Source organism: Epilithonimonas tenax DSM 16811 (assembly GCF_000428485.1).
Lineage (GTDB): Bacteria > Bacteroidota > Bacteroidia > Flavobacteriales > Weeksellaceae > Epilithonimonas > Epilithonimonas tenax.
In genome coordinates this window covers 72,404-96,401 of record NZ_AUAA01000005.1, presented here as the reverse complement: position 1 = coordinate 96,401, position 23,998 = coordinate 72,404, and the positions used below count along the sequence as shown (strand labels likewise).

Annotated in this window: 26 protein-coding genes; 15 read left to right on the top strand and 11 right to left on the bottom strand. The window is 37.1% G+C overall.

Translation table 11 applies throughout. From position 1 onward, the window contains the following. Nucleotides 1-33 precede the first annotated feature (33 nt). The 5 genes from F564_RS0103920 to F564_RS0103900 all read left to right on the top strand — a co-directional run bounded on the left by F564_RS0103920 (nucleotide 34) and on the right by F564_RS0103900 (nucleotide 3,957). Nucleotides 34-1,245, top strand: a complete 1,212-nt coding sequence (locus F564_RS0103920) for a DUF763 domain-containing protein (protein WP_028121462.1) — start codon at nucleotides 34-36, stop codon at nucleotides 1,243-1,245. 106 nt (nucleotides 1,246-1,351) lie between these two features. After that, complete coding sequence (locus F564_RS0103915; protein ID WP_028121461.1) at nucleotides 1,352-1,657, top strand: helix-turn-helix domain-containing protein; 306 nt, start codon at nucleotides 1,352-1,354, stop codon at nucleotides 1,655-1,657. A 73-nt stretch (nucleotides 1,658-1,730) separates the two neighbouring features. Beyond that, nucleotides 1,731-2,927 carry a hypothetical protein gene (locus F564_RS0103910; RefSeq protein WP_028121460.1) on the top strand — a complete coding sequence of 399 codons (1,197 nt, stop codon included), beginning with the start codon at nucleotides 1,731-1,733 and terminating at the stop codon, nucleotides 2,925-2,927. 3 nt (nucleotides 2,928-2,930) lie between these two features. Beyond that, nucleotides 2,931-3,515, top strand: coding sequence for a hypothetical protein (locus tag F564_RS0103905; RefSeq protein WP_028121459.1), 585 nt, complete (start codon nucleotides 2,931-2,933; stop codon nucleotides 3,513-3,515). Nucleotides 3,516-3,528: 13 nt separating this feature from the next. After that, complete coding sequence (locus tag F564_RS0103900; protein ID WP_028121458.1) at nucleotides 3,529-3,957, top strand: hypothetical protein; 429 nt, start codon at nucleotides 3,529-3,531, stop codon at nucleotides 3,955-3,957. A gap of 53 nt (nucleotides 3,958-4,010) precedes the next feature. On the opposite strand, the gene F564_RS0103895 is transcribed toward F564_RS0103900, so the two are convergent. The 9 genes from F564_RS0103895 to F564_RS18665 form a co-directional block, all read right to left on the bottom strand. Beyond that, entirely contained in the window at nucleotides 4,011-5,798 is a 1,788-nt protein-coding gene (locus tag F564_RS0103895) for an acyl-CoA dehydrogenase family protein (protein WP_028121457.1), read from the bottom strand. Nucleotides 5,799-5,916: 118 nt separating this feature from the next. Then, nucleotides 5,917-6,282 (bottom strand): four helix bundle protein, encoded by a 366-nt coding sequence (locus F564_RS0103890; RefSeq protein WP_028121456.1) that lies wholly within the window; start codon nucleotides 6,280-6,282, stop codon nucleotides 5,917-5,919. Between the two features lie 59 nt (nucleotides 6,283-6,341). Further along, nucleotides 6,342-7,517, bottom strand: coding sequence for an acetyl-CoA C-acyltransferase (locus tag F564_RS0103885; protein WP_028121455.1), 1,176 nt, complete (start codon nucleotides 7,515-7,517; stop codon nucleotides 6,342-6,344). A 47-nt stretch (nucleotides 7,518-7,564) separates the two neighbouring features. Continuing rightward, nucleotides 7,565-7,927: a four helix bundle protein gene (locus tag F564_RS0103880; RefSeq protein WP_028121454.1), complete on the bottom strand. Its 363-nt coding sequence runs from the start codon at nucleotides 7,925-7,927 to the stop codon at nucleotides 7,565-7,567. A 28-nt stretch (nucleotides 7,928-7,955) separates the two neighbouring features. After that, nucleotides 7,956-10,355 carry a 3-hydroxyacyl-CoA dehydrogenase/enoyl-CoA hydratase family protein gene (locus F564_RS0103875; protein ID WP_028121453.1) on the bottom strand — a complete coding sequence of 800 codons (2,400 nt, stop codon included), beginning with the start codon at nucleotides 10,353-10,355 and terminating at the stop codon, nucleotides 7,956-7,958. 16 nt (nucleotides 10,356-10,371) lie between these two features. Next, entirely contained in the window at nucleotides 10,372-10,824 is a 453-nt protein-coding gene (locus F564_RS0103870) for a MarR family winged helix-turn-helix transcriptional regulator (protein ID WP_028121452.1), read from the bottom strand. Between the two features lie 144 nt (nucleotides 10,825-10,968). Next, nucleotides 10,969-11,913 (bottom strand): ABC transporter ATP-binding protein, encoded by a 945-nt coding sequence (locus F564_RS0103865; protein ID WP_028121451.1) that lies wholly within the window; start codon nucleotides 11,911-11,913, stop codon nucleotides 10,969-10,971. Further along, nucleotides 11,913-12,887 (bottom strand): FecCD family ABC transporter permease, encoded by a 975-nt coding sequence (locus tag F564_RS0103860; RefSeq protein WP_028121450.1) that lies wholly within the window; start codon nucleotides 12,885-12,887, stop codon nucleotides 11,913-11,915. Before F564_RS0103860 ends, F564_RS0103865 begins: the two co-directional genes overlap by 1 nt. Before the next feature lie 7 nt (nucleotides 12,888-12,894). Continuing rightward, nucleotides 12,895-13,530, bottom strand: a complete 636-nt coding sequence (locus F564_RS18665) for a TlpA family protein disulfide reductase (RefSeq protein ID WP_051259556.1) — start codon at nucleotides 13,528-13,530, stop codon at nucleotides 12,895-12,897. Between the two features lie 86 nt (nucleotides 13,531-13,616). Here F564_RS18665 and F564_RS0103850 point away from each other — a divergent pair, with 86 nt between their 5' ends. From F564_RS0103850 to F564_RS0103805, 10 genes are all read left to right on the top strand, one after another. Next, nucleotides 13,617-14,744: a 2Fe-2S iron-sulfur cluster-binding protein gene (locus F564_RS0103850; RefSeq protein ID WP_028121449.1), complete on the top strand. Its 1,128-nt coding sequence runs from the start codon at nucleotides 13,617-13,619 to the stop codon at nucleotides 14,742-14,744. A 68-nt stretch (nucleotides 14,745-14,812) separates the two neighbouring features. Beyond that, nucleotides 14,813-15,370, top strand: coding sequence for a SanA/YdcF family protein (locus F564_RS0103845; protein WP_034980674.1), 558 nt, complete (start codon nucleotides 14,813-14,815; stop codon nucleotides 15,368-15,370). 111 nt (nucleotides 15,371-15,481) lie between these two features. Further along, entirely contained in the window at nucleotides 15,482-15,982 is a 501-nt protein-coding gene (locus tag F564_RS0103840; protein WP_154656801.1) for a hypothetical protein, read from the top strand. A 107-nt stretch (nucleotides 15,983-16,089) separates the two neighbouring features. Beyond that, nucleotides 16,090-16,707 (top strand): uridine kinase, encoded by a 618-nt coding sequence (gene udk, locus F564_RS0103835; RefSeq protein WP_028121446.1) that lies wholly within the window; start codon nucleotides 16,090-16,092, stop codon nucleotides 16,705-16,707. 65 nt (nucleotides 16,708-16,772) lie between these two features. Further along, on the top strand, nucleotides 16,773-17,123 hold the full coding sequence (locus F564_RS0103830; protein WP_028121445.1) for an FtsB family cell division protein: 351 nt from the start codon (nucleotides 16,773-16,775) through the stop codon (nucleotides 17,121-17,123). A gap of 15 nt (nucleotides 17,124-17,138) precedes the next feature. Further along, nucleotides 17,139-18,293, top strand: a complete 1,155-nt coding sequence (locus F564_RS0103825) for a methylmalonyl-CoA mutase family protein (RefSeq protein WP_028121444.1) — start codon at nucleotides 17,139-17,141, stop codon at nucleotides 18,291-18,293. Nucleotides 18,294-18,346: 53 nt separating this feature from the next. Further along, nucleotides 18,347-18,523, top strand: coding sequence for a hypothetical protein (locus tag F564_RS20530; protein WP_154656800.1), 177 nt, complete (start codon nucleotides 18,347-18,349; stop codon nucleotides 18,521-18,523). A 36-nt stretch (nucleotides 18,524-18,559) separates the two neighbouring features. Continuing rightward, the gene (locus F564_RS20390; protein ID WP_028121443.1) at nucleotides 18,560-18,745 is read left to right on the top strand and encodes a DinB family protein; all 186 of its coding nucleotides are present in this window, start codon (nucleotides 18,560-18,562) and stop codon (nucleotides 18,743-18,745) included. Nucleotides 18,746-18,831: 86 nt separating this feature from the next. Continuing rightward, nucleotides 18,832-19,863, top strand: a complete 1,032-nt coding sequence (locus tag F564_RS0103810) for a pseudouridine synthase (RefSeq protein WP_028121442.1) — start codon at nucleotides 18,832-18,834, stop codon at nucleotides 19,861-19,863. 59 nt (nucleotides 19,864-19,922) lie between these two features. Beyond that, the gene (locus F564_RS0103805) at nucleotides 19,923-20,573 is read left to right on the top strand and encodes an alpha/beta hydrolase (protein ID WP_028121441.1); all 651 of its coding nucleotides are present in this window, start codon (nucleotides 19,923-19,925) and stop codon (nucleotides 20,571-20,573) included. 53 nt (nucleotides 20,574-20,626) lie between these two features. On the opposite strand, the gene F564_RS0103800 is transcribed toward F564_RS0103805, so the two are convergent. Next, nucleotides 20,627-21,454, bottom strand: coding sequence for an alpha/beta fold hydrolase (locus tag F564_RS0103800; protein ID WP_028121440.1), 828 nt, complete (start codon nucleotides 21,452-21,454; stop codon nucleotides 20,627-20,629). Nucleotides 21,455-21,557: 103 nt separating this feature from the next. After that, nucleotides 21,558-23,957, bottom strand: coding sequence for a hypothetical protein (locus tag F564_RS0103795; protein ID WP_028121439.1), 2,400 nt, complete (start codon nucleotides 23,955-23,957; stop codon nucleotides 21,558-21,560). Nucleotides 23,958-23,998 lie beyond the last annotated feature (41 nt).

The window sequence follows — 23,998 nt, the reverse complement described above, 5'->3', positions numbered from 1 at the left end:
TTTAAACAGAAAATTAAGTCGTAATTTCACACAATGAAACGTTCTGGAACTGCAGATTTGCCTTTACATTACGGTCAGGTTCCGCCTTGGCTTTATGAGCGGATGTCGAAACTTGGGCTTGCCATCGTAGAGGTGATTCTTGCGGATTATGGCAAAGATGAAGTTCTGAGGCGATTGGCAGACCCGTTTTGGTTTCAGAGTTTTGGAGCGGTGATGGGAATGGATTGGCACTCGTCCGGCATCACGACCTCTGTGATGGGCGCTTTGAAACGTTCCATCAATCCTAATTCTAAATCACTGGGAATCTACATTGCTGGCGGAAAAGGAAGATTCTCCAAAGAAACGCCAAACGAACTTCTGAACATTGCAGATTCCACCGGACTTGACGGCACAGAACTCGTGCGATGCAGTAAACTTTCTGCGAAGGTTGATAACACGGCTATTCAGGATGGTTATCAGCTTTATCTTCATAATTTTATTTTATCGGATCAGGGGAATTGGGCGGTTGTTCAGCAAGGAATGCACGATTCCAATGGGACTGCGAGGCGTTACCATTGGCTTTCTGAGAATGTCAACTCTTTTGTGAATGAGCCTCATACGGGAATTTCCGGTGTGAATCTTGGGCATATTCTCAATCTGACTTCTGCTCAAGCGGAACAAAGCAGAAACGGGATTGTTGACATCACAAAAACCGATTCCGAGAAATGGATGCAGGATTTCCAACGCTTGATTTTGCCCGCGCATCACGAGGTTTTGGCGAGTGATGTGGATATGAAAAAGCTCGGAAATATTCTTTGGTTGGCGAGAGAAAACCAACCTGAGAATTTTGAGGAATTGCTGATGCTGAAAGGCGTTGGTCCCAGAACGATGCAGTCTCTGGCTCTTGTGAGTGAGGTGATTCACGGTGCACCGTCGAGATTTTCAGACCCAGCGCGGTTTTCTTTTGCGCACGGCGGGAAAGACGGTCATCCGTTTCCTGTGCCTACCAAAACCTACGACGAAACCATTTCTATCCTAAGAACCGGCATCGAGAAATCTAAGTTGGGGAATACGGATAAGAGTCAAGCCATCAAGAAACTTCACGAGATTGCTTTGAGAACGGAAGCGAACTTCACGCCGGATTTTAACCTTGAAGAAGTGATAGAAGAGGAGCGACAAAACTCTTGGCGGTTTGGTGGGAAAACGGTTTTTGGTGATGCGAAGCCGGGGAAAGGGAATGGTGGGATTCAGTTGAGTTTGTTTTGATTTTCAGTAACATTTTTTTATTATTAATCTAAAACATTTCTTCTTTTTGTTTCACTTTAGTGAAACTTTGTTATCTTTATATTGTGAAAAGAAACCAGAATGAGATATGAAGACAGCAAATAAAAATCTAACAACTTTTGATGATTTCAAAGAGAAAAACTTCGGTAAACGTGGAATAAAAGAACGTGACGAACTTGAAGATGGTTACGAAAATTTTAAGATTGGAGCGCTCATCCACGATACACGTTTAGAACTTGGAATGACACAAGAAGAATTAGCGGAAAAAGTAGGAACGACTAAATCCTACATTTCAAAAATTGAAAATAATCTAAAAGAAACTCGAATCTCGACGCTTCAAAAGATTGTTGAACTTGGTTTTGGCGGGCGGTTGGAATTGAGTATTAAGATTTGATAACTTATTAGTTGGAAATCAAAATATTGAATAAGGTGTTAATGGTAGTAGTATAATTTATTAATTCTTAAAAATGAAAATTATATATAAAGGTGTTCATTTCAATGAAGATACTTTAGCAGATTTATTGAGTGAAAAAGAAACTAATTCAGATGAATATTTTTGGATAATTAAATCTGAGAAACTATATCTTTCAAAAGGCGAAACTTTTTCACGAGTCGATAGATTTGCGGATTGGGTTAGTCATAATTTGTGCATAAGAGTTAAAGATGAATCTTACGACAATAAATATTTTTGTCCAAATTTTCTGCTAATAATAGAAATACAAAATGGAATTGTAAAAAATAAATTTATTAAAGTTGATTTGGATAAATTACATAAAAAGCAATTTATCGACACATCATTATTACCATATTCATTTTATTCTTCCTCTCAAATTAGAAAAGATTTAATTCAAATTTTAACAGGACCAATAGAGAATATTGCCTGTAATAATTGGTTAATAAAAATATCAGAGATAACACAAGAGATGTTTGAAAAAAATGTGTATTCTTTTGATGAATTAAATAATCCATATGAATCTGGGAAACGTATTGAATATATTATCGAAAAAAGAATTGATTTGAAAGTTACGGATAATTTTATTTTTCTGTACTTAAATGAAGATTACTTAAAAAAATATAGCTCAAAAATAATTGAATTTTATATTGAGTTCCTTAATGAAACTTTTAGAAATAATTCAAAACTAAATGCTGAAAATATTGTTAATTATCATCAAACAAAAATAGATTTTGATTTTATAAAGTGGGGAATAAGAGAATTGAAATGGTTTGTCATAAGTCCCTCATTCTTTGAACGGCGAATACTTGAAGAGAAAAATATAGTTCTTACAAAATTGAATGATGTGATGTTTGATTATGAAATTATCAGTGAAGAAATTAATGTGAAAGATTATTTAGACAATGAGGATTTTTATTTAAATTTTAAAAAAATAAATTTGAAATTTGATAAAATAAATAATATGTTTACTTTGTTTGATATAAAGCGTAATTCATTAATTGGTTATCTCAAAGATGATAATATTGACTATGGAGATTTACACGAAAATTCTTTTTACTGGAGAGAAGTTAGTAAAATTATTGACAAAATTAATAATTCTAGAGAATTTGAGAGGGCTTACGATACACCAAATGATAAGAATTGGTTATGGGATGCATCGGGTACAAATGACCCTGACACAATGAATGATGTATATTGGAATTTAGACTAAACTATGCTGTATAATAAAAATACCCAATTGAGTTTTGGGAAATATAAAGGGACTACAATAAGTAATCTAATAACTATTGACTTAGACTATTTATGTTATTGTATTAGGGATTTTGAAGATTTCGTAGTAGATGATGAAGTGATGAAATTAATGTACACAAACCATCCTTTATTAAATAGTTCTACTCGTATTTCTAATAAAGTGTTATTCGAAAATGATGGAGATAAAGAAGAAATTACTAATATCATAAAAGCAAATATTTTAAAAAGAAAAATATTACCCAATGACAAAAAAGTAGTGGATATACCAAAAATTCAGGTTTATTCAGTTAAAGATTTTATGAAAAAGGAAGGATATATTTCTGTACATAAAACTGTGAGAGCTAATTCAAAACATTTTTTATACACAACTTTTATAAAAGAAAATAATAGTTCGATGAATGTTTATATTTCAAAAAAAGCATCAATATCTTTTTACGAAGGACAAGTAATACTTAAAGGCTTTTTTGATGATTTATTGATTGCGAAGGTTAATGAAAAAATAAAACTTGTGAGTTCTACTGACTATTCTCAATTAAATTTATCTTAAAAATCAATAAAAAATGACAAACTATAAATTCGACGGCAAAAGCTATTTCTATGTCTTGTTTGAAACTGGAAATAAAGGTTTCATTTTGAGCGAAAAAAACTTGGATTTTACTTCTTTTACAAAAACAGAAAATGATTTTTTTGAGTTGGCAGAATCAATAGGAGAAAAGCTTCTAACTATTTCTGAAGAAGCAATTTTAACTGAGATTGGATATTTAAGTTCGTACGAAATAAAAACTCACAAATCAGAAATTGACACACCTAATACAATAGGTGTTAGCTATGATAAAAAAGGGAGAAATACAATGTATCTAATTCATACAAAAGAAAAAGTTTCTGACTTTTCTAATTTTCAAAGATTACATCCAAGCCGGGAAAAATTTTTCTTTAATAATCCTAAAATAGCTCAACTCCCGAAAATATCTGAGTGTTATTTAAACTAACAAACCCTCCGAAAAAATTCAGAGGGTTTATTTATTTCAATAAAATCGATGATTTAGTAAGAACCTTTCGCAATAAAATGCTCTGCAATTTTTTCCGTCAAAGCAATTGGATTTGGCGTGTTTACGTATTTTGTGAAACGTCTTAGTCCGGCCAGCATCATTCTTTGCTCGTCGCCTTCGGAGAAAGAGACGATGCCTTCTTTTGCGTTGGTGGCGATGATGTCAACGGCTTTGTAAAGATTCAGTCTTGCCATTGATGCTTCTACAGAATCGGTGTCGAAATGTTTCTCCGCTCTCAGGATGGCGGATTCTGCCATATAGATTTGGTTCAGGATTTCGGAAGCGTTCAGGAGAAGATGCTGTTGTTTCTCGATGTCCATCATATATTTTTGAAGGGCAGAACCGGAAACCATCAGGAAGACTTTCTTCAGATTTTTGATGACTTCTTTTTCCTCAGACATATATTCTGAATAATCCGGAATGTCGAAAGACGGAATTCCCATTAATTCTTTTCCTACGTTTTTTGCAGGCGTCAAAAGGTCTATTTTCCCTTGCATCGTACGCTTGATGAGCATTCCAACGGCTAAAAGTCTATTGATTTCGTTGGTTCCTTCATAAATTCTGGAAATCCTTGAATCTCTCCAGGCAGATTCCATTGGTGTATCTTCCGAGAAGCCCATTCCACCGAAGATTTGAATCCCTTCATCCGCAGAATGTTGTGCCAAATCTGAAACGAAAACTTTCAAGATAGAACATTCAACTGCGAATTCCTCCACGCCTTTCAGTTCCGCTTCCTCGTGGTTCATTCCGCCGGCAACCAATTCCTCGATTTTGTTTTCGACATCTTTTGCGCCACGGTAAGAGCCAGCCTCACTCACGAAAGCGCCAGTCGCCATCTCTGCCAACTTCTTGCGAATCGCACCGAAAGTGTTGATAGAAACGCCAAACTGTTTTCTCTCCGTAGAATAAGTCAATGAATGGTTCAGGATTCTTCTTTGTGCATCCAGACAAGCCGCAGCCAATTTGATTCGGCCAACGTTTAGGGCATTCAGTGCGATTTTGAAACCGTTGTTTCTTTCGCCCAAAAGATTCTCAACCGGAACTTTCATATCATTGAAGAAAACCTGACGCGTAGAAGACGCACGGATTCCCAATTTGTGTTCTTCCTCTCCGAAAGTCATACTTTCAGGATTTTCCAATTCTGAACGATTAATGACGAATCCAGTGATGTTTTTGTCATCGTCAATCTTGGCAAACAATGTGAAAGTGTCTGCAAAACCTGCATTCGAAATCCACATTTTTTGGCCGTTGATAATGTAATGTTTTCCGTCATCAGACAATTTTGCTCTTGTTTTTCCGCTGTTTGCGTCGGAACCTGCGTCTGGTTCAGTCAAACAGTAAGCACCGAATTTAGTTCCGGCCGCTAAGTCCGGAAGATATTTGTTTTTCAGATATTCGCTTCCGTAAAGTAGGATTGGTAAAGTTCCAATTCCCGTGTGTGCGCCGTAAGCTGTTGCTAATGAGCCAGTCGTTCCGGAGATGTAATCGCAAGCCAGCATTGTGGTCACGAATCCCATTCCCAGTCCGCCGTAAGCTTCTGGAACTGCTATTCCAAGGAATCCCATTTCCCCGATTTTGCGCATCACTTCTTCCGTGTAGGCGTAATCTTTTTTCTCGAAGCGTTCTTTGTTCGGAACCACTTCTTTATCGATGAATTCTTTCGCAGAATCGCGAAGCATTTTTTGTTCTTCGGAAAGTTCCTCGATGCTGAAGATTTCCTGAGCAGTGATGTCCTTTACCAGGAATTCGCCACCGTTTAATGTTTGGGTTTCAGTTGACATATTATTGTGATTTTAAATTTTTTATTTGAGATGATAGATAATAGACTGATAGATGATAGACTTTGACTGCATAGTTTTTCTGCATTTTTTAGTCTCTTATCTATCCGTCTATCATCTTTTAGTCTTTTAGTGTGTTTTGAAATACCATTGTTGCTCTTTGAAATTCCTCGATTTTAGTTTCGAAAATTTCAAGTTGTTGTTCTGGTAGATATTTTCTATGATTTGCTAATAATAACTGAGTTTGTAATTCGAAAGATGAGCCTAAAGAAATATCCAAAAAATGACTGAAAGACTTATTCGTTCTGCTTGACCCTTCAGCTATATTTGAAGGAATTGATATTGAACATCTGTCCATTTGACTTTTTAAACCATATTTTTCGTAAGTTGGAAAAGTATCAGTTTGGTCTAAAGTCAATTTTGATAATTCCAAACCCATTTGCCAAATCTTAAGCTTTTTAAAGTTATGTCTTTTGAATTCATTCATCTATTGCGTTTTTAATATTTCAATTAGTCTATCATCTATCCGTCTATTATCTCTTTGTCTTAAAGCAACTCAAATACACTCGCTGCGCCTTGACCAGTTCCAACACACATTGTCACAACACCATATTTGCTGTTTCTGCGTTTCATTTCGTCAAGAAGTTGGACTGTTAATTTCGTTCCTGTACAGCCAAGTGGATGTCCAAGTGCGATGGCGCCGCCGTTTACGTTGACAATTTCCGGATTGATGTCCAATTCTCTTAATATCGCAACAGATTGAGAAGCAAAAGCTTCATTTAACTCAAACAAATCGATGTCGGATTGTTTAAGTCCAGCTTGTTCCAAAGCTTTTGGAATGGCGAACATTGGTCCGATTCCCATAATTCTTGGCGGAACACCGACAGTCGAATAGGAGAGAAGTCTCGCAACCGGCGTTAGGTTTAATTCTTTTACCATTCTTTCAGACATTACCATTGTGAAAGCAGCGCCGTCAGAAGTCTGAGATGAATTACCTGCCGTCACAGAACCATTCGCTGCGAAAACCGGACGCAATTTTGCCAAAGCTTCAACGGATGTATCAGCTCTCGGGCCTTCGTCTTGTTTGAAAGCGTATTCTTTGGTCTGGATTTTTTCCTTTTCGTCAAGGAAATTGTATGCGACATCAATCGGAACAATCTGACTTTCAAATTTTCCTTCTTTGATGGCTTTCATTGCCTTCTGGTGCGAGTTGTAGGCGAATAAGTCTTGCTCCTCACGACTCACTTTGAACTCATTGGCAACAGCTTCGGCTGTCAATCCCATTCCCCAATAATAATCGGGATGTTTCTTGGCCAAATCCGTATCTGGAATTGGTTTGTATCCGCCCATCGGGATGTAAGACATACTTTCTGCACCACCAGCAATGATACATTCTGCCATTCCAGCTTTGATTTTCGCCGCCGCAATCGCGATCGCTTCTGAGCCTGAGGCGCAATATCTATTGACGGTCACGCCCGGAACTTTGTCGGTATCCAATCCCATTAATGAAATCAGTCTTGCGACGTTTAGTCCTTGTTCTGCTTCCGGCATTGCACAGCCGACGATCAAATCGTCGATGCGAGCCGGGTCAAGATTTGGAACATCTTTCATCAGATGTTGTATCACAGTTGCCGCCATATCATCTGGTCGGGTAAAACGCAAAGAACCTTTCGGTGCTTTACCAACTGCTGTTCTGTATCCTGTTACTATATATGCTTCCATTTATTTGAAGATGTTAGAGTTTAGATGTTAGAAATTAGATTTAAATTCTAACCATTATTTAATTTAGTTTTAAATGAATAAATCATTTTCTGAATTTCAGCAAGTTCATTTGTTAAAGGTGTGATTTCGATTTCTTGTTTAAAATTTAGTCCAAACAAAAGGATTAATTGCGTTTCAAGTTCATAAGCAGAACCAGATGCTATTCCTAAAAATTGAATGAATTCTTTAACATTATTTCTTCCTGCACCTTCAGCAATATTAGAAGGAATTGAAACTGCACATCTTCGAATCTGACTTATTAATCCAAATTTTTCTTCAGCCGGTAAATTTTGGGTAATGACGTAAATCTCTTTAACCAAATTCATTGACCTTTTCCAAATCTGTAAGTCTTGTAATCTATGCGCTTTCATCTAGCTTCTAATATCTAATTTTTCAGTTCTAGTTTCTAAGTGGTTTTCCAGTTGTCAACATTGTCTGAATTCTTTCAAGCGTTTTTCTCTCACCGCAAAGTGAAAGGAAGGCTTCTCTTTCAAGATCCAAAAGATATTGTTCGGAAACTTCTGTTGGTTCGGAAAGATTTCCGCCGGTCATTACATAACCGATTTTGTTGGCAATCAATCTGTCGTGTTCTGATGCGTAACCGCCGGCAACCATTTGGTCGGTTCCCACATAGAACATTCCCATTGATTCTTTTCCAAGAACTTTTATTTTCTCAGGAACTGGCGCTGTATATCCTAATTCGTCCATCACAATGGCCTGACGTTTTGCTTCTGCAATTTGTCGGTCTTTGTTGACAACGATGACATCTTTGTCGGTCAAAATTCCCATTTGCTTAGCTTCGTGGGCAGAAGTTGCCACTTTTGCCGTTGCAATATTCATAAAGTAATTTCGCAAATGATTGGTTTTAACATCATCAGGAAGTGCACCTTTTAAAGCTCTAAGAGCGAACTCTTTTGTTCCGCCACCGCCTGGAATCAAACCAACGCCAACTTCTACCAAACCGATGTAAGTTTCTGCGGCTGCAACTATTTTGTCCGAATGCATTGAGAATTCGCAACCGCCACCAAGCGTCATTCCGAAGGGTGCCGCAATCACCGGGATTGATGAATATCTCAATTTCATTGATGTTTGTTGGAACATTGCAATGGCCATATTCAGTTCGTACCAATCTTGTTCAACGGCCATCATCATGACCATCGCCAGGTTGGCTCCGACAGAGAAATTATCAGATTGATTTCCTATAACCAAACCTCTGTAATCTTTCTCAGCAATGTCAATGGATTTATTAAGACCTTCCAAAACGCCTCCTCCAAGAGAATTCATTTTTGAACGGAATTCGAAGTTCAGAATACCGTCGCCAAGGTCGATTAATGCTGATTCGGAATTGGACCAAATCGTTTTTTCTTTTCTGATGTTATCAAGAATAATGAAAGCATCCAAACCTGGAATAGGTTCGTAAGTTTTCGTATTCTGATTGTAGAATAACTGTTTTCCGTTTTCTAATTTATAGAAAGATTCGTTCCCGGAAGCGAGCATTTCCTTAACCCAATCAGCGACTTTGTAACCTTCGCTTTCAACCAGATCAATTCCTTTTTGGATTCCCAAGAAATCCCAGTTTTCGAATGGTCCATATTTCCACGCATAACCGGTTTTCATGGCATCATCGATGGAGTAGAATACATCGGTAATTTCCGGAACACGTTGAGAAACATAAGCGAAAAGTGAAGCGTAATGTTTTCTTATCAATTCACCAGCTTTGGTTTGGTCTTTCAACAAAATCGGCAAACGATTTTTCAAACTTCCGGCTTCTTTTGCCGCTTTTACAATTGGAAGTTTTGGTTGCTTTGTCGGTTCGTAGCCAAGCGTTTCATAATTCAGAACAAAACGGTTGACATTTCCGCCAGCGTCTTTTTCTTTATAATAAAATCCTTTTTTAGCTTTATCGCCGAGGAATTTATTTTCAATTAAATGATTTAAAGTCTTTGAATCTTTCAAAGCCTGAACCATTTCGTCTTCTTTCAAATTGGCTTGAAGTCCTTTCGTAACGTTGAAAGCGGTGTCCAATCCAACCAAATCTCCCAATTTGAAAGTTCCGCTTTTTGGACGGTTCAATAAATCTCCTGTCAAAGAATCAGCTTCTTCAATGGTCAAACCGATTTCCTCAGTCAGTTCCATAATTTTCGCCATCGAGTAAACACCGATTCTATTACCAATAAAACCTGGTGTATCTTTACAAAGAACAGTCGTTTTTCCTAGGAATTTCTCGCCGTAAGACATAAAGAAATCAACGACAGATTTATCCGTTTTCGGACCTGGAATTACTTCAAATAATTTCAAATATCTTGGCGGATTGAAAAAATGCGTTCCGCAAAAATGCTTCTGAAAATCTTCTGACCTTCCTTCTGACATCAGATGAATCGGAATTCCTGACGTGTTAGAAGTAATCAAAGTTCCAGGTTTTCTAAGTTTGTCAACTTTTTCGAACATAGATTGTTTGATGTCCAATCTCTCTACAATCACCTCAATCACCCAATTCGAATTTTTGATTTTCTCCAAATCATCTTCGAAGTTTCCAACTGTAATTCTGGAAGCGAAAGATTTGTCGTAGATGGGCGAAGGATTGCTTTTCAGAGCAGTGTCAAGATGACCTTGAGCTACACTGTTTCTGAATTTTTTACTTTCTGGATTTACGCCCGCAGCCTTGTCTTTTTCGGACAATTCTTTCGGAGGCATATCCAACATCAAAACCTGAATGCCGTTACCAGCCAAGTGGCAGGCAATTCCGGAACCCATCACGCCGGAGCCTAGGACTGTAACGTGTTTTATTTTTCTGTTCATTTCTTAAGATTTATGATTATTTTCTATTATTAAGTTCGTTGGCGATTTTCAAAATATCGTTCATCACTTCTTTAAAGACTTCAAATTTCTCTGGCTGAATTCTTTCCAGTATTTTCTTATTAAAATTGAGAACAACTTCCTTTGATAAGTTTCTGGAATTGATGCCTTTATCTGTTAGTTTTATGATGACTTCACGTTTATCGGTTGTCGTTTTCTCCTTATATATATAGCCATTGTCTTCCAGAAGTTTGATGATCCTGGTAAGAGAAGTAGGTTCAATCGCCATTTTTGGTCCCAGATTGGTACTTCTGGTTCCTTCCTTTGGATCGATTTTCAATAAAGTAAGTGCTTGTACAGCAGTTGAATTATACAGGGAAGCCTGATCCGAATACATTTTTGAAACTGCTAACCAAGCCGACTTGAGCATTAAGTCAACACTTTCGACTTTTTCTGAATTTTTCTTTTCCATAACTGGCATATTGAAGTGCTTTATACAAATATAAAAAAAATACTATGCATGCATAGTATTTATTGTTCGTATTATCTAACCTGTTGATTTACAGTATTTTAATTACTATGCGAATCTCAATGTTTTAAATATGACATTTGTAATTTAACTGTGATGATCAATATTAATCAGCTTTTGCAGAGATTGTTTAATTTCTGTCAAGGTATGATAATTGTCATAAAAAATCTCCGTTTTCAGTTCCCAATTGTTATTTTTAAACGTCAATTTAAATTTAGTCAAATCTGAGGCAAAGTTTTTTTGTAAAAAAGAAAACATCATTTCTTTTTCCAATTTCGGTGCATCGATCTCAGGTGGATGGAATTTGATATTAAAATCCAAGATCTTGGGTGTAATCAGTTGCGGATTATTGAGAATCACTTCTTCAGAGATGCCGCTGATGAGTTTTTGATCTTTGAGCCACCATATTTGATCGGAAAACTCCTTTGCCAACCGCCAGTCGTGGGAAGAGAAAAGAATCAGTTTGTTGTCATTTTTCGCTAAATTTCGAATCAATGAAAGAATCATCAATTTGTTTTCCTCATCCAGATGCGTTGTTGGTTCATCCAAAATAATGAAGGACGAGTTTTGTGCTAAGGCTCTTCCTATAAAGGCTTTCTGAAGATTTCCGTCAGACAGTTCGATTAATTTTTTGTTTCGAAATTGTGTGAGATTTAGTTTGTCAATTATGTCACTGATTTCAGTTTTATCTTTTTCATTCAATTTAAAATAATAAGGATAGTGGATGTATTTTCCTAATGAGATCAAATCGGTAACGGTGTAATTATCAGGAATTTCGGCTTTAGAAAAGACGATGGCAATTTGGGAAGCGATTTCGTTTGGATTCAGTTTCAGAATTGATGTTCCGTTGATAGAAATTTCGCCGTTTAAAAGTTTATTTTGTCCGAGAATGGATTTGATTAAAGTTGTTTTTCCAATGCCGTTATTTCCCATCAAAAGGCAAACTTCACCTAATTCTAAGGAAGTATTGATGTCACAGATTAATGCTTCGGAATAACCGATTGATGCGTTATTAATTTTAAGAAAACCCATTATCTTTTGTTTTTTATTAACATCAACAAAATCACCGGAATACCGAAAAAAGTCGTAATGATATTAATCGGAAACTGACTGAGTTCGGAAAGAACGGAGAAAATCTGCATTATTAAAATTCCTAAAACAATGTTCAAAATCCACTGGTGCCACAGTTGAGCCGGATTCCAAAGCATTCTGGAAAAATGAGGCACTACAACACCGATAAATAAAATCGGCCCAAGAAAAGCCGTCACAGAAGCCGATAGAATGGAGGAGGCCACAATGATACTGATCTTCAATTTCGATTGACTGACTCCAAAACTCTGCGCATAAGCTGAACCCAAAGCATTTCCAATCAATGGTTTGATGGATTTGAAAGTGAAAAGAAGTCCTGTTATTATTAAAACGGTCAAAATTGAGATTTGCGTCAAATTGGCTTGGTTATTGGCTCCGAAAGTCCACAGTAAGTAATTTTTCAGACTTTGACTTTCTACATAAAATTGAAGAAATGAAACCACTGCTCCAGCCAAAGCTGAAATCAAAAATCCAAAAATGATAATGAAACTTTTATCCCGAAAACGATTTGAAAATAGTAGTAAAACCATCATCAAAACGACGCTTCCCAAAATCGAAGACAAACTGATGAAACTATTCTGAAGGAAATCCGGAATCACAATATCTTGCGAAAAAAAAATATAAAACGCTACAAACAAACTGGAAACCGACGTGATTCCCAACACATCAGGACCAGCCAAAGGGTTTTTGAAATATTCCTGTAAAAGAAATCCACTCGTCGGGATTGCAATTCCTGCCAAAACCATTGCTAGTGCGCGATTGATTCTGAATCCTGCGATTTGAAACTGATCCGTTTCGGAATTCACAAAATCATTGAATGAGAGCTGGGCAAAACCAGTATTCAGATTGATGACAAACGCAATCATTCCAAAAATCATCAAAAAGGAGATCAAAAAAAAGAAGCGTTTGGTCAGCATTCTCAGATTATTTCAAAGCTTTTTTAGAAACCGAACTAGGCGTTATTTCTTTCTTTTCTCCGTTTTTTGAAGCTGGCTGATACGCCATTAGATCTTTAATTTTTTGATTTAAAGCTTCCTCGCTCATTGATCCTACGGTTTCATCAGATCTATCACCTTTTTTAATCACGGTAAAAGGAATGGCTTCTCCTGTCCAAGTTTTGAAATTATCTTTGAAAAACTCGGATTTCAAAAGATTTCCGTCCAGTAATACGACATGTTTTCTGATGTTATATTCATCTGCAAAATCACTGACTTCGGTTGCCCAGTCGGATTTATTATCAAGACTTACAAAGGTGAATTTCACAGGTTGACCTTGCAGTTCTTCCATCTTTTTATGGAAAAACGGAATTTCCTGCATGCAAGGTCCGCACCAAGTGGCGAAAAAATTGGTCACGTACAAGGTGTCGGGATTTTTATTTTGAATGTACGCTGTCATTTTTTCCGGAGAAAATTCTATCAATTCTGCGACGTCGGCTTCGGATTTCGAAGGTTCAACTTGTGTCGAATCTTCTTTTGCCTGAGTTTCTGCGACTTTTTCGTCGTTTTTTTTACAAGCTAAAAAGCTGAGTGACAAGATAGAATATATTATAATTTTTTTCATAGAATTTTAATTTAAATGAATTTACGAGCTTGTCTTGAATTTAGATTTTTTCTTTTGTCAATTTTCATTAAATTTGGTTCTTGACAATGGAGAATCAATTAACAGTAGCCAACCAACCTCAGTTTCACAGGCTAAAAATAGCTAAAAAACAACAACTGACCAAACAAGCTTTTGCTTTGGAACTGGAGATTCCTGAAGCGTTGAAATTTCGATTTCAATTTCGCGCTGGGCAATATGTGACGTTAAAATATCATTTTAAAGAGAAGGAAATTCAAAACGATTATTCTTTTACGTCTGCACCTTCTGAACAAAAATTGGCTTTAGCAATTAAAATCAATGGTGAAGAAAGTTCTACAAAGTTTCTTTTTGATCATTATAAAGCAGGTGATGAGATTTCTGTAAGTGAACCTTTGGGTAGATTCTTCCTTAATTCTAAACCAAATGAGAAACGAACAATCATCGCTTTTGCTTCTGGGATTGGAATTACGCCAATCTTGAGTCACATCAAAAATATACTGATTGAAGAACCATCGACCAGGATTTTCCTCTTTTACGGAAACAAAAATTACGATGATATTATTCTTAAAAATGAATTGGAAAATATTCAGAAAGAATCTGGCGGAAGATTGGAATGCTTCTATTTCATTTCGCAGGAGCCTGTGAAAGACAAACTGTTTCAAGGGCGAATCGATGAAAAGAAAGTATCGCTTATCATCAACCAAATCCTACATCTGGACGAGGATGACGAGGAATCCACCATCTGGGACAGCACAGACAAAGTCTTGATCTGCGGTCCTGGTGCCATGATAAAATCTGTAGCCAATGCCTGCTACAACCACGGTATTCCGAAGAAAAATATCCATTTCGAATTGTTCGAGGCTTATAATGAAGACATCTACCCAAGAGAAAAAGAATTCCCACTCATTGAAAATGTTGAAGTTAAAATCAAATTCAATCATATAGAAAAGGATGGTATTATCCTTAAAAATAATGAACGAAAAATCCTTCATCAATTATTGGACTTGGGCTACAAACTACCTTATTCCTGCAAATCCGGCGTGTGCGGAAGCTGTCTTTGTTATCTGAAAGCAGGCGAGGTGGATATGACAGACGACGAATATCTGACCGATAAGGAAAAACATCAGGGAAAAATCTTACCTTGTACAGCCATTGCGATGAGCAAGAGAATTTTCTTAGACTTTGATATGATTTAATTATGCTTAGGGCGCTTACTAATTTTTTGAAAATATCTTTCAGGCTTCTGGAATTCGGGTTTTTGCTGATGATATTAGCCAATTTCTGGGTGTTTGCGCTTACCAGTGGTAGAACGTACAACAAAATCAGCAAAGTGCCACCAAGGGATTGTGCATTGGTCCTGGGAACCTCTCCGAAAATGCGTTCCGGTGTTGCAAATCCTTATTTTATAGCAAGGATGGACGCTGTAGGAACACTGTACCACCACGGAAAGATCAAAAAGATCATCGTAAGTGGAGAGAAAAGCAAGAACTACGATGAGACAGAAGCAATGAAGAAATTCTTGGTCTATAACGAAGGTGTTCCAGAAGAAATTATCCTAAAAGACCCGAAAGGTTTCAATACACACAAAAGTATCTTAAACTGCAAAAACACCTACAAACAAAAAAACGTCATCATCGTCTCGCAAGGGTTTCACAACCTGCGTGCTTTGTTCTTCGCAAGAAATAACGGGATGAACGCTTTGGGATTTGATGCCCGGGATGTGACAAAAAATGAAAGTTTTTACAGGAATCACACCCGAGAATTTCTCGCCCGGGATCTTGCGGTTTTCTATTATATTCTTGGGATTTCACCAGAAGAATAGTTGTCATCAGTCACAAGCATTTCATTGTAAAATTTGCTCACACCCCACTTGGCAGATTCTTTGTCATTAAACAATTACTGTCATTTAAGATGCTTATTAAAACTTAGAAAAATGAAAAATTTATTTAAAATATTGGTCCCGTCGTTCATCACAATCTCTCTTATGTCTTGTATGGGAAGTGCAACACAGGATCATAATGGTTATAAAGGTTCTGATGATCAAACCTATTCTAATACCTATGTTGATGGTTATTACAGATCACCAGATGGATACTGGTATGCGCCAGGAATTATCTATTCCGATAGTAAAAGTAACTCTTACAGAAACGGCCATATTTACAGGTCTAATAACAGCCGTAATCAGAATAAAGATTCCAACCGTAATACCACAGGCAGACAGATGCCAACCATCAATACCAATCAAAACAATGGCACAAAAACGCAGAATAGTGGTGTGAGAAGTCAGAATAATGTGAGAGGTCAGACCAACACCAATAATGGCGTCCGTCGGCAGTCTCAAAATACAAGATCGCAATCTCCGAGCAATAATGTAAGATTGCAATCTGCGGTTCAGGAAAATATGCGTTCACAAGGATCAAACGGATCACGATAATCAGAAATCTCGTTTGACTGGCTTATCTTATTTCCAGTTTTTCAAATTTAACCTGTTAAAAAACGAGTAGGAATTAAAATTATATTATTTTTGTAAAAAAAGTAACGATGCTCGTGATTGGAATTGCCGGAGGAACAGGATCCGGAAAAACTACAGTTGTAAACAAAATATTACAACAGCTTAATATAGAAGGTGTTAATGTGCTTTCTCAGGATAATTATTATCACGATAATCCAAACTTGACTTTATCGGAAAGAGAAGTGCTGAATTACGACCATCCAAAATCCATTGATTTTGAACTGATGTTGCAGCATGTGAAAGCGCTCAAAAATCACCAGAGTATAGAGCAGCCTATTTATTCTTTCGTGACGCATTCCAGAACAGGAGATCTCATCACGGTAGAACCCAAAAATGTTTTGATCGTAGAAGGGATTTTGGTTTTGACTAATAAAGAATTACTGAAAGAGTTTAACCTCAAGGTCTTTGTACACGCAGATTCAGACGAGAGATTGATACGAAGAATCCGAAGAGACACGCAGGAAAGAGGTCGCGATCTGCAGGAAGTCCTGCACAGATATCAGACCACTTTGAAACCAATGCACCAGGAATTCATAGAGCCTTCCAAAAACGAAGCAGATCTTATTGTCCCGAACATGAGACAAAACTCTGTGGCTATTGATTTTCTGACAACAGTGATTAATAATTCTCTCAAAAAAGCTCATTAAAAAGAGATGTTGGAAGTTAGACATCAGATTTTAGAGTTGAAATCAGTGTTTTAAAAGTTACGATTATGCAAGAACTTATCAAAGAAATCAAAAAAAAATCACCAGCACTTAAATTTTTCCAGACTTACATTTTCAACAAATATCTTTTGACACTTGTCGGTTTTTTGGTTTGGATGGTGTTTTTTGACAGCACCTCTTTTCTGGTGATTAATGAACTGAATGGTGAGATCAAACGTTACGAAAACCAACTTGATTTCTATAAGACAGAATACGAAAAGAATGACAAATTCTACCGTAAACTCATGAACAACAAGGAGGAAAAAGAGAAGTATGCCAGAGAAAATTACTTTATGAAAAAACCTAATGAAGAGATTTTCATCTTGGTAGTAGACAGCTCTAAAATTGCAAAAAAGTAATATAAAACCCTAACTATGAGTGCGCTGGAAAAATGGGAAGAGCTTGTAAAAAAGCAACTTAAAACAGAGAATATCTATGAGCTCCTTCAAAAAGAGAATCTCGAAAATATAGATGTAAAACCATATTATCAAAACAATTCTGTTTACAAGATCCTTCCAAAGATTGAGGAGAGCACGCACCTTGTTGCAGAATTCCAGGATGGATTGACAGATCAGGCCTTTGCTTTTCTTCTTAATGAAAATGTGGAAGGCCTAGATGATAAGACCATCTTTATCAATAATGAAGATTTTGCAGGACACATTGTTACAGATGAAAACAATCGGTATGTTTCTTTGATCGATGTTTTTTCTGATGATCGCGAAGCGGAGATCAATGCACATCTTGCCGCAGAATTATTAGCAAAATCATTCGAACGCAATATCTGTGTGGATGTCAGTCTTCATCAGAATTCTGGTGCTTCTATCATTCAGCAATTGGGTTTTGCCTTGTCCAAATCAAAAGAATTGGTGGAGAAATTGGGGTCCGGAATTTTGGATCGATTGAGCTTCAAATTTGCGGTTGGAAGTCAGTATTTCTTTGAGATATCAAAGATCCGGGCTTTCAAATATCTTTTCAATCAGCTTTCTAAGGAATTTGATAAAGATCTTATCCCATATATCTTCGTTGAGACATCATTCAGAAATAAGGCTGCAAACGATCAGGACAACAATCTGATCCGTTCTACACTGGAATTGGCTTCTGCTATGATTGGCGGAGCAGACGCTGTTTTTTGTAATAATTACAAGATTGAAGATCCATCAGAATTGTCCAAAGAAATCGCCTTCAAACAACAGATCGTTTTGGCGTATGAAAGTATTATCAATGTTTTTGAGGATGCCGCTTCCGGAAGCTATTTTGTAGAAGATATGACGCGGCAGTTCGCAGAAAAATCCTGGAAACTATTTCTTGACATCGAAGAAAAAGGCGGTTATCTTGAATTATTAAAGTCTGGGGAAATCCAGCAAATGATTTTCGCACAAGCTACCAAGGAGCAAACTTGGGTCGAACAAGGGAAGATCAAAATCATTGGGGTCAATCTTTATCCCAAACTGGAAGTTAAAAAGTCGGTTTCGGAATTGTATGATTCTTCTCAAATAAAACCCATACGTTTGGCGGAGATGTTTGAGTAATGAAAGCGCATTTTCTCGATCTGTGAAAGTATAATGAGCATTTCAATAACATATTGATACAGAATTATCTTGAAAATAATGCCGTCTGGAACGGAAAAAGCAGAACTCTTCTTGATCATATTCTGAATGCACATCAGATATGGAAGGCAAGAATCTTCGGAGAAGCAGGATCTGAAGTCTGGCAAAACAATGCTGATGATGAATTACTCCATATTAATGATGAAAATTAGATCCATAGTTCGCTCATACTTAATCAAAGACAACTGATGGACAAAATCAGTTATAGAAACTCAAAAGGAAATGCTTTTGAAAATTATGTACAAGAGATTTTCGTTCATTTTATCAACCATTCTACTTATCATCGCGCACAGATTGCCGTTCTGATGAAACAGCTTGGAGTGCAAGCTATCATTACATTTTCTACAAAAGGTTGTTATTTATTTGCAATTTAAAATTACATTATTCTCAATTTTCGTAATTATTAAACTCAGAATTCGTAACTCTTAACTAATTCACTATCTTTGCAAAAATTTTTAGAATGAGCGAAGACGGAAAAAGACCAGAAAGAGATAAAAAACCAAGAAGTGCAGGTAGTAGCAGACCTTCTGGAAACTCCCGTGGCTCTGGCGAAAGAACGTCCAAAAGCAGGCCTCCTGCAGGTGGTGCACGTAAACCGAAGACGACAAGAGGTGGCGAGCGTCATTTTGACAGCAGAGACAAGTACGAAGATGGTGACAAAAAACCATTTAATAGAAAGCCTAGCAACAAAAAACCATACATCCGACCGGAAACGACTGAAGATAAAACTAAATCTTTTATCCAAAAAAGAAGATTAGAAAAAATCAGTAAAGAGGTACACAAAGATACCATTAGACTTAATAAATATATTGCCAATTCTGGGATTTGCAGTAGAAGAGAGGCGGACGAACTGATCGCGCAAGGTCTTGTGGAAGTGAACGGGAAAGTGGTGACAGAAATGGGTTATCAGGTTCAGAAAACCGATAGAGTTGTTTTTGACAGCCAGAATATCACGCCGGAAAAACCAGTTTATGTTCTATTGAACAAGCCCAAAGGTTATATCTCCACAACCAAAGACGAAAAAGCCAGAAAAACCGTCATGGATTTGACAGCCAATGCGTCACCTTACAGAATCTTCCCCGTTGGAAGACTGGACAGACAGACGACAGGCGTTATCCTATTGACCAACGATGGTCATATTACGAAAAAACTGACGCATCCATCTTTCGCGATGAGAAAAATTTATCACGTCACCCTTGACAGAAAACTGACGAATGACGATATGAAACTGATTGGCGAAGGCATTCGTCTGGAAGAAGGTGTGGCAGAGATAGACAGCATTTCTTTCATCGAAGGGAAACCGAAGAATGAAATCGGTATAGAACTTCACATCGGTTGGAATAGAGTGGTCCGCAGAATTTTTCAGAAATTGGGTTATGAAGTAGAAGCCCTTGACAGAGTAATGTTTGCAGGACTTACCAAGAAAAATATAAAAAGAGGACATTGGAGAATCCTAACGGAATTGGAAGTGAATACCTTAAAAATGTTATAAAATCAAAGACTGAAGAAATTCAGTCTTTTTTGTTGAATTGAAGTTTCATGATGAATAAAATGAATACAATTTATATTTTCAGTGGTCTTGGTGTGGACAGACGGGTTTTCGATAATATTGATTTCGGAAATCTGGATATAGAATTTGTTGATTGGATTGCGCCAATTGAAAATGAATCTTTAGCCAACTACGCAAAAAGGATTTCATCAAAAATCACCAGCCAGAATCCTATTATGATTGGTTTATCTTTCGGTGGGATAGTGGCGGTAGAGATTTCTAAAATCCTTAGGACAGACAAAATCATTCTGATTGCTTCGGCAAAAAATAAGTATGAATTGCCATCTGTTTACAGATTGACAGGAAAATTAAAATTGAACAAATTAATTCCAAAATCAATCTTCAAAAAACAAAACTTCATTACCAATTGGCTATTCGGCATCGAAACTGAATCAGAAAAACAACTTTTGAAAAATATTCTTCACGATACAGATCCCAATTTCTTTTCGTGGGCCATCCACGAGATTGTGAATTGGAAAAATGAAGTCAGTCCCACTCATTCCATTCACATTCACGGCAACAAAGACCGGATTATACCTATCAATAATATAAAACCTGATTATGTGATCGCGGGTGGAGGACATTTTATGACTGTTAATCAGCCGGAAGAAATTGGAACTATCATTCAAAATCTGTTGTCAGCTCATCATTAAAAAAAACAATCACTTTTCAGTCATTGCTTTCTATTTTTAACTTGTTGTTGTTCTTAATTCTTAAGAAAATTAATTAAAATCTGATTGAGTTCATCAGCGTGAGTCACATTGAGGCCGTGTGGAGCGCCAGAAATCACGTGGTACTGATTATTGGCAATTCCCTTCGCTGCTTGTTCGCCAGCTGTTGCAATAGGAACGATCTTATCATCATCTCCGTGAACGATCAACGTAGGAACGGTCACGTTTTTCAATTCTATTCGGAAATCTGTATTTGCCCAACTTTCCGCGCATTTGATTGTAGCAATAGGTGATGCCTGAGAAGCGATACTCCAGTCATAATTTAATTGAGCCTCGCTCACGGTTTGCGATAAAAGTCCGTAATTATAAAATTTTTTGTGAAAACCTTCAAGAAAAGTCACACGATCCTTTTTTAGGTTTTCGAGAATGTCGTTTAAGTCACTTTCCGGAACGCCATCAGGATTATCTTCTTTTTGTTTGACCAAAGGGATAATTGAAGAAATCAAAGCCACTTTGTCTATATTTTCTGCGCCGTTGTTGCTAAGAAACCGTACCACTTCACCACCTCCCATAGAAAATCCTACAAGTACTACTTTTTGAAGATCCAATTGTGTGATAAGTTCCAGAAGATCGTCTGTAAGAGAATTGTAATCATAACCGCCCATGGTAGGATGCGATTTCCCAAAACCTTTTCTGTCATATGTAATCACACGATACCCTGCACCCATAAGTGCTGCCACTTGCGGCTCCCAGGATTTACCGCTGAGTGGCCATCCATGAATTAAAATAACAGGCTGTCCTTGTCCGAAATCTTCGTAATAAATACTGTAGCTTTTGTCAATGTCTTTTGTGATGTACGGCATAATGTTAAATTTTTGATGTTTATATTTGATTGGTTTCATCCAAACATTAGACCATAAAAAAAGACCTTTCCATTGAAAAGTCTTTTTAATCGTATTTTAACAATTATTTTACAATTTCATTGTAATAGAGTAGTCTGTCATTTTTATCAAAGCTGATGATGATGATCTGTCGGTTTTTGGCGTCGTCATTATTAAAGAATTTAGCTCTCGGAGCCAATCCGCCATCTTCGGAAAGAGAAGGGTTCCAGTAGAGTGTTTCCCGGGTATCGTTTTTGATGTTTTTGTAAGCATCTCCAGTGATGTCTGGTAATTCAAATTCTGTGGCTTTGTCATAACCCTTCAGAACAAGCTTGTTGACCTTCTCCTTGTTTTTATCTTCCTCAGCAATCATATTGCCGCGGCGCGTATAGATTGCAATCGCATTGCCAACCAGACCGTCATTTTTCAAAATTTTTACCATCGCAATACTACTGATTGGAAGAGAGCTGATCATACCAGGATCTACAGACATCTCGTCAATAAACAGGCTCGCTTGAGAACCTCGGATGCTCGGGATGTAGTTACCAAAACTATCCATGGTGAAGGTAAGTCCTGCGACTCTTCCTTGCAGCCACTGCAGGATGTTCTGAGAAGTCTGAGCATCCTGATTTTCATTTACCAGATCAAAAATTGTAGCATTCATACTGCTGAATTTTCCGCTCGAAAGTTCTCTATCCAATTCTGCTTTTTTATCGATTTTCTTCGCCGTTACTTTGACTTCTTCAATCAATGTTTCTTTTTTGAAATCATCAATTCCCTTGTTGTTTTTTCTATTTTGAATGGCCTTGGCAATGCCTGGATCTGTTGCGGTATTATGATCATCAGCCAAATGATAGTTGGAGGAAGGTAAGGCGGATTTGTAAGGAACATTAGCAACCAAGGGCTGGAAAGTAATATTCAGGTTATCAGTATCGCTGGTCTGTTTCTTGTCTTTATTAAGGTAATAAGAAATGGTTAAAGGTTCGTCAAAGTAGATATTCTCTAGATAAATAAATCCATTCTCATCTGTCACTGCTGGAACAAAGTTTTTATCAGAATGTTCCGTTTGCATGAGCAAATTAATCGTTTTGTTTGGGATGAAACGCCCATTGTTGGTTACTTTTCCCTTGAACGAAAGATTCTTCTGAGGTTTGTAATTGAAGTCTGGAGTTTTGCCCGCCAAGAGAGACTCCCAATCGTAACGTTTCCATTTTTCTGAGATCAATAAAGCGTCCAGCGCTTCGGGATCTGTGTTTTTTTCAAAATACTGTGACGGATCGAAGATGGGCGATACAAAATCTCCTGTGAGCCATTTTGCGCTCAAGATTGTATTTTCATTTTTGTTCTCAGAAGGATTCTTTTCCTTTACCAAAACTGTGTAACTGGAATGCTCCTCGTCTGGTTCTATATCGAAACTATTGAAAGCCCTCGGTTCATTATTCATGGCAAAAGCCAAAGTTGGTTCGTCAAGATTCAGTCTTTTTGGATTGACGAAAAATAATCTCTGCGCGGCAACATTTTGTTTCTCATCGAAGACCGTAATGTTCAGAACTGCAGTTTCATCGTCACTCACTTTGTTCGGAATCTGGCTAGAAGCTTCACTCGTATTGGTTTTGATATTAGCCCTGTAAACCAGTTGATTATTAATAGTCCCAACAATACTATAACCTTGTAAACCTTGGGTAAGATTGGTCCCCAAAAGTTTATAATTGATCCCTTTTGGATCGTTGGTCAATTGAAGATTGATCCCTGCACCTGAAACCGTAGGTAATGCGATTGTTTGTTTTGTACCTTTGCTATCTGCAATAACTGCTTTGTAAATTTTACCAAATTTTGGTGTGATTGTAAAGATGCTTACATTTTCATCAAGATTTTTAAAGCTTGCCAATTTCTCATTGGGCTTCTCAGAATCGATGACGTAGCCACTCCATGCCGCTGGCGGTATTCCTTGAGACAATAATCTCACAGCAAATTTGGTTGGAACTTGGTCAATGAAGGTTCCGCTTTCCGGGAAAACCTTGGCTGTCCATTTTGTGTTTTTATCAAGAACCAGTTTCTGTTCAGAAGTCGGATTATAGATTGGAACCTCCTTCATAAAGTTGAATGCCTCCGGAAAATTGGCCATCCAAGAGGTGTAAGCTCTTACAAAATAGACATCCTCATTCAGGAAGTCATTCAGGACAAATGTGCCGTCACCTTCTCCGTCTTTTAAGAAAACCGTTTTCTTGTCGACGAGATTTTTACTGTGGTCATACAATTCCACAAAAAGCGTATTGGAGATGGTAGAACGGTTGTAACCATTGAATACAAAGGACTTGAAATAGATTTGGTCACCAACCACATATTTTTCTTTGTCCAAGAGAAGGTAGACCTTTTCCTGTGGATAATTCTGTTCCAGATTCTGGATGGCTTTATCTATTCTGTCCTGCGCATCAAGCTGTGACATCCCAACAACATATAGAAAAAATAGGAAGATTTTTTTCATATCAAAAAGCTTATAATTAATTATGAGTTATAAATTATCAA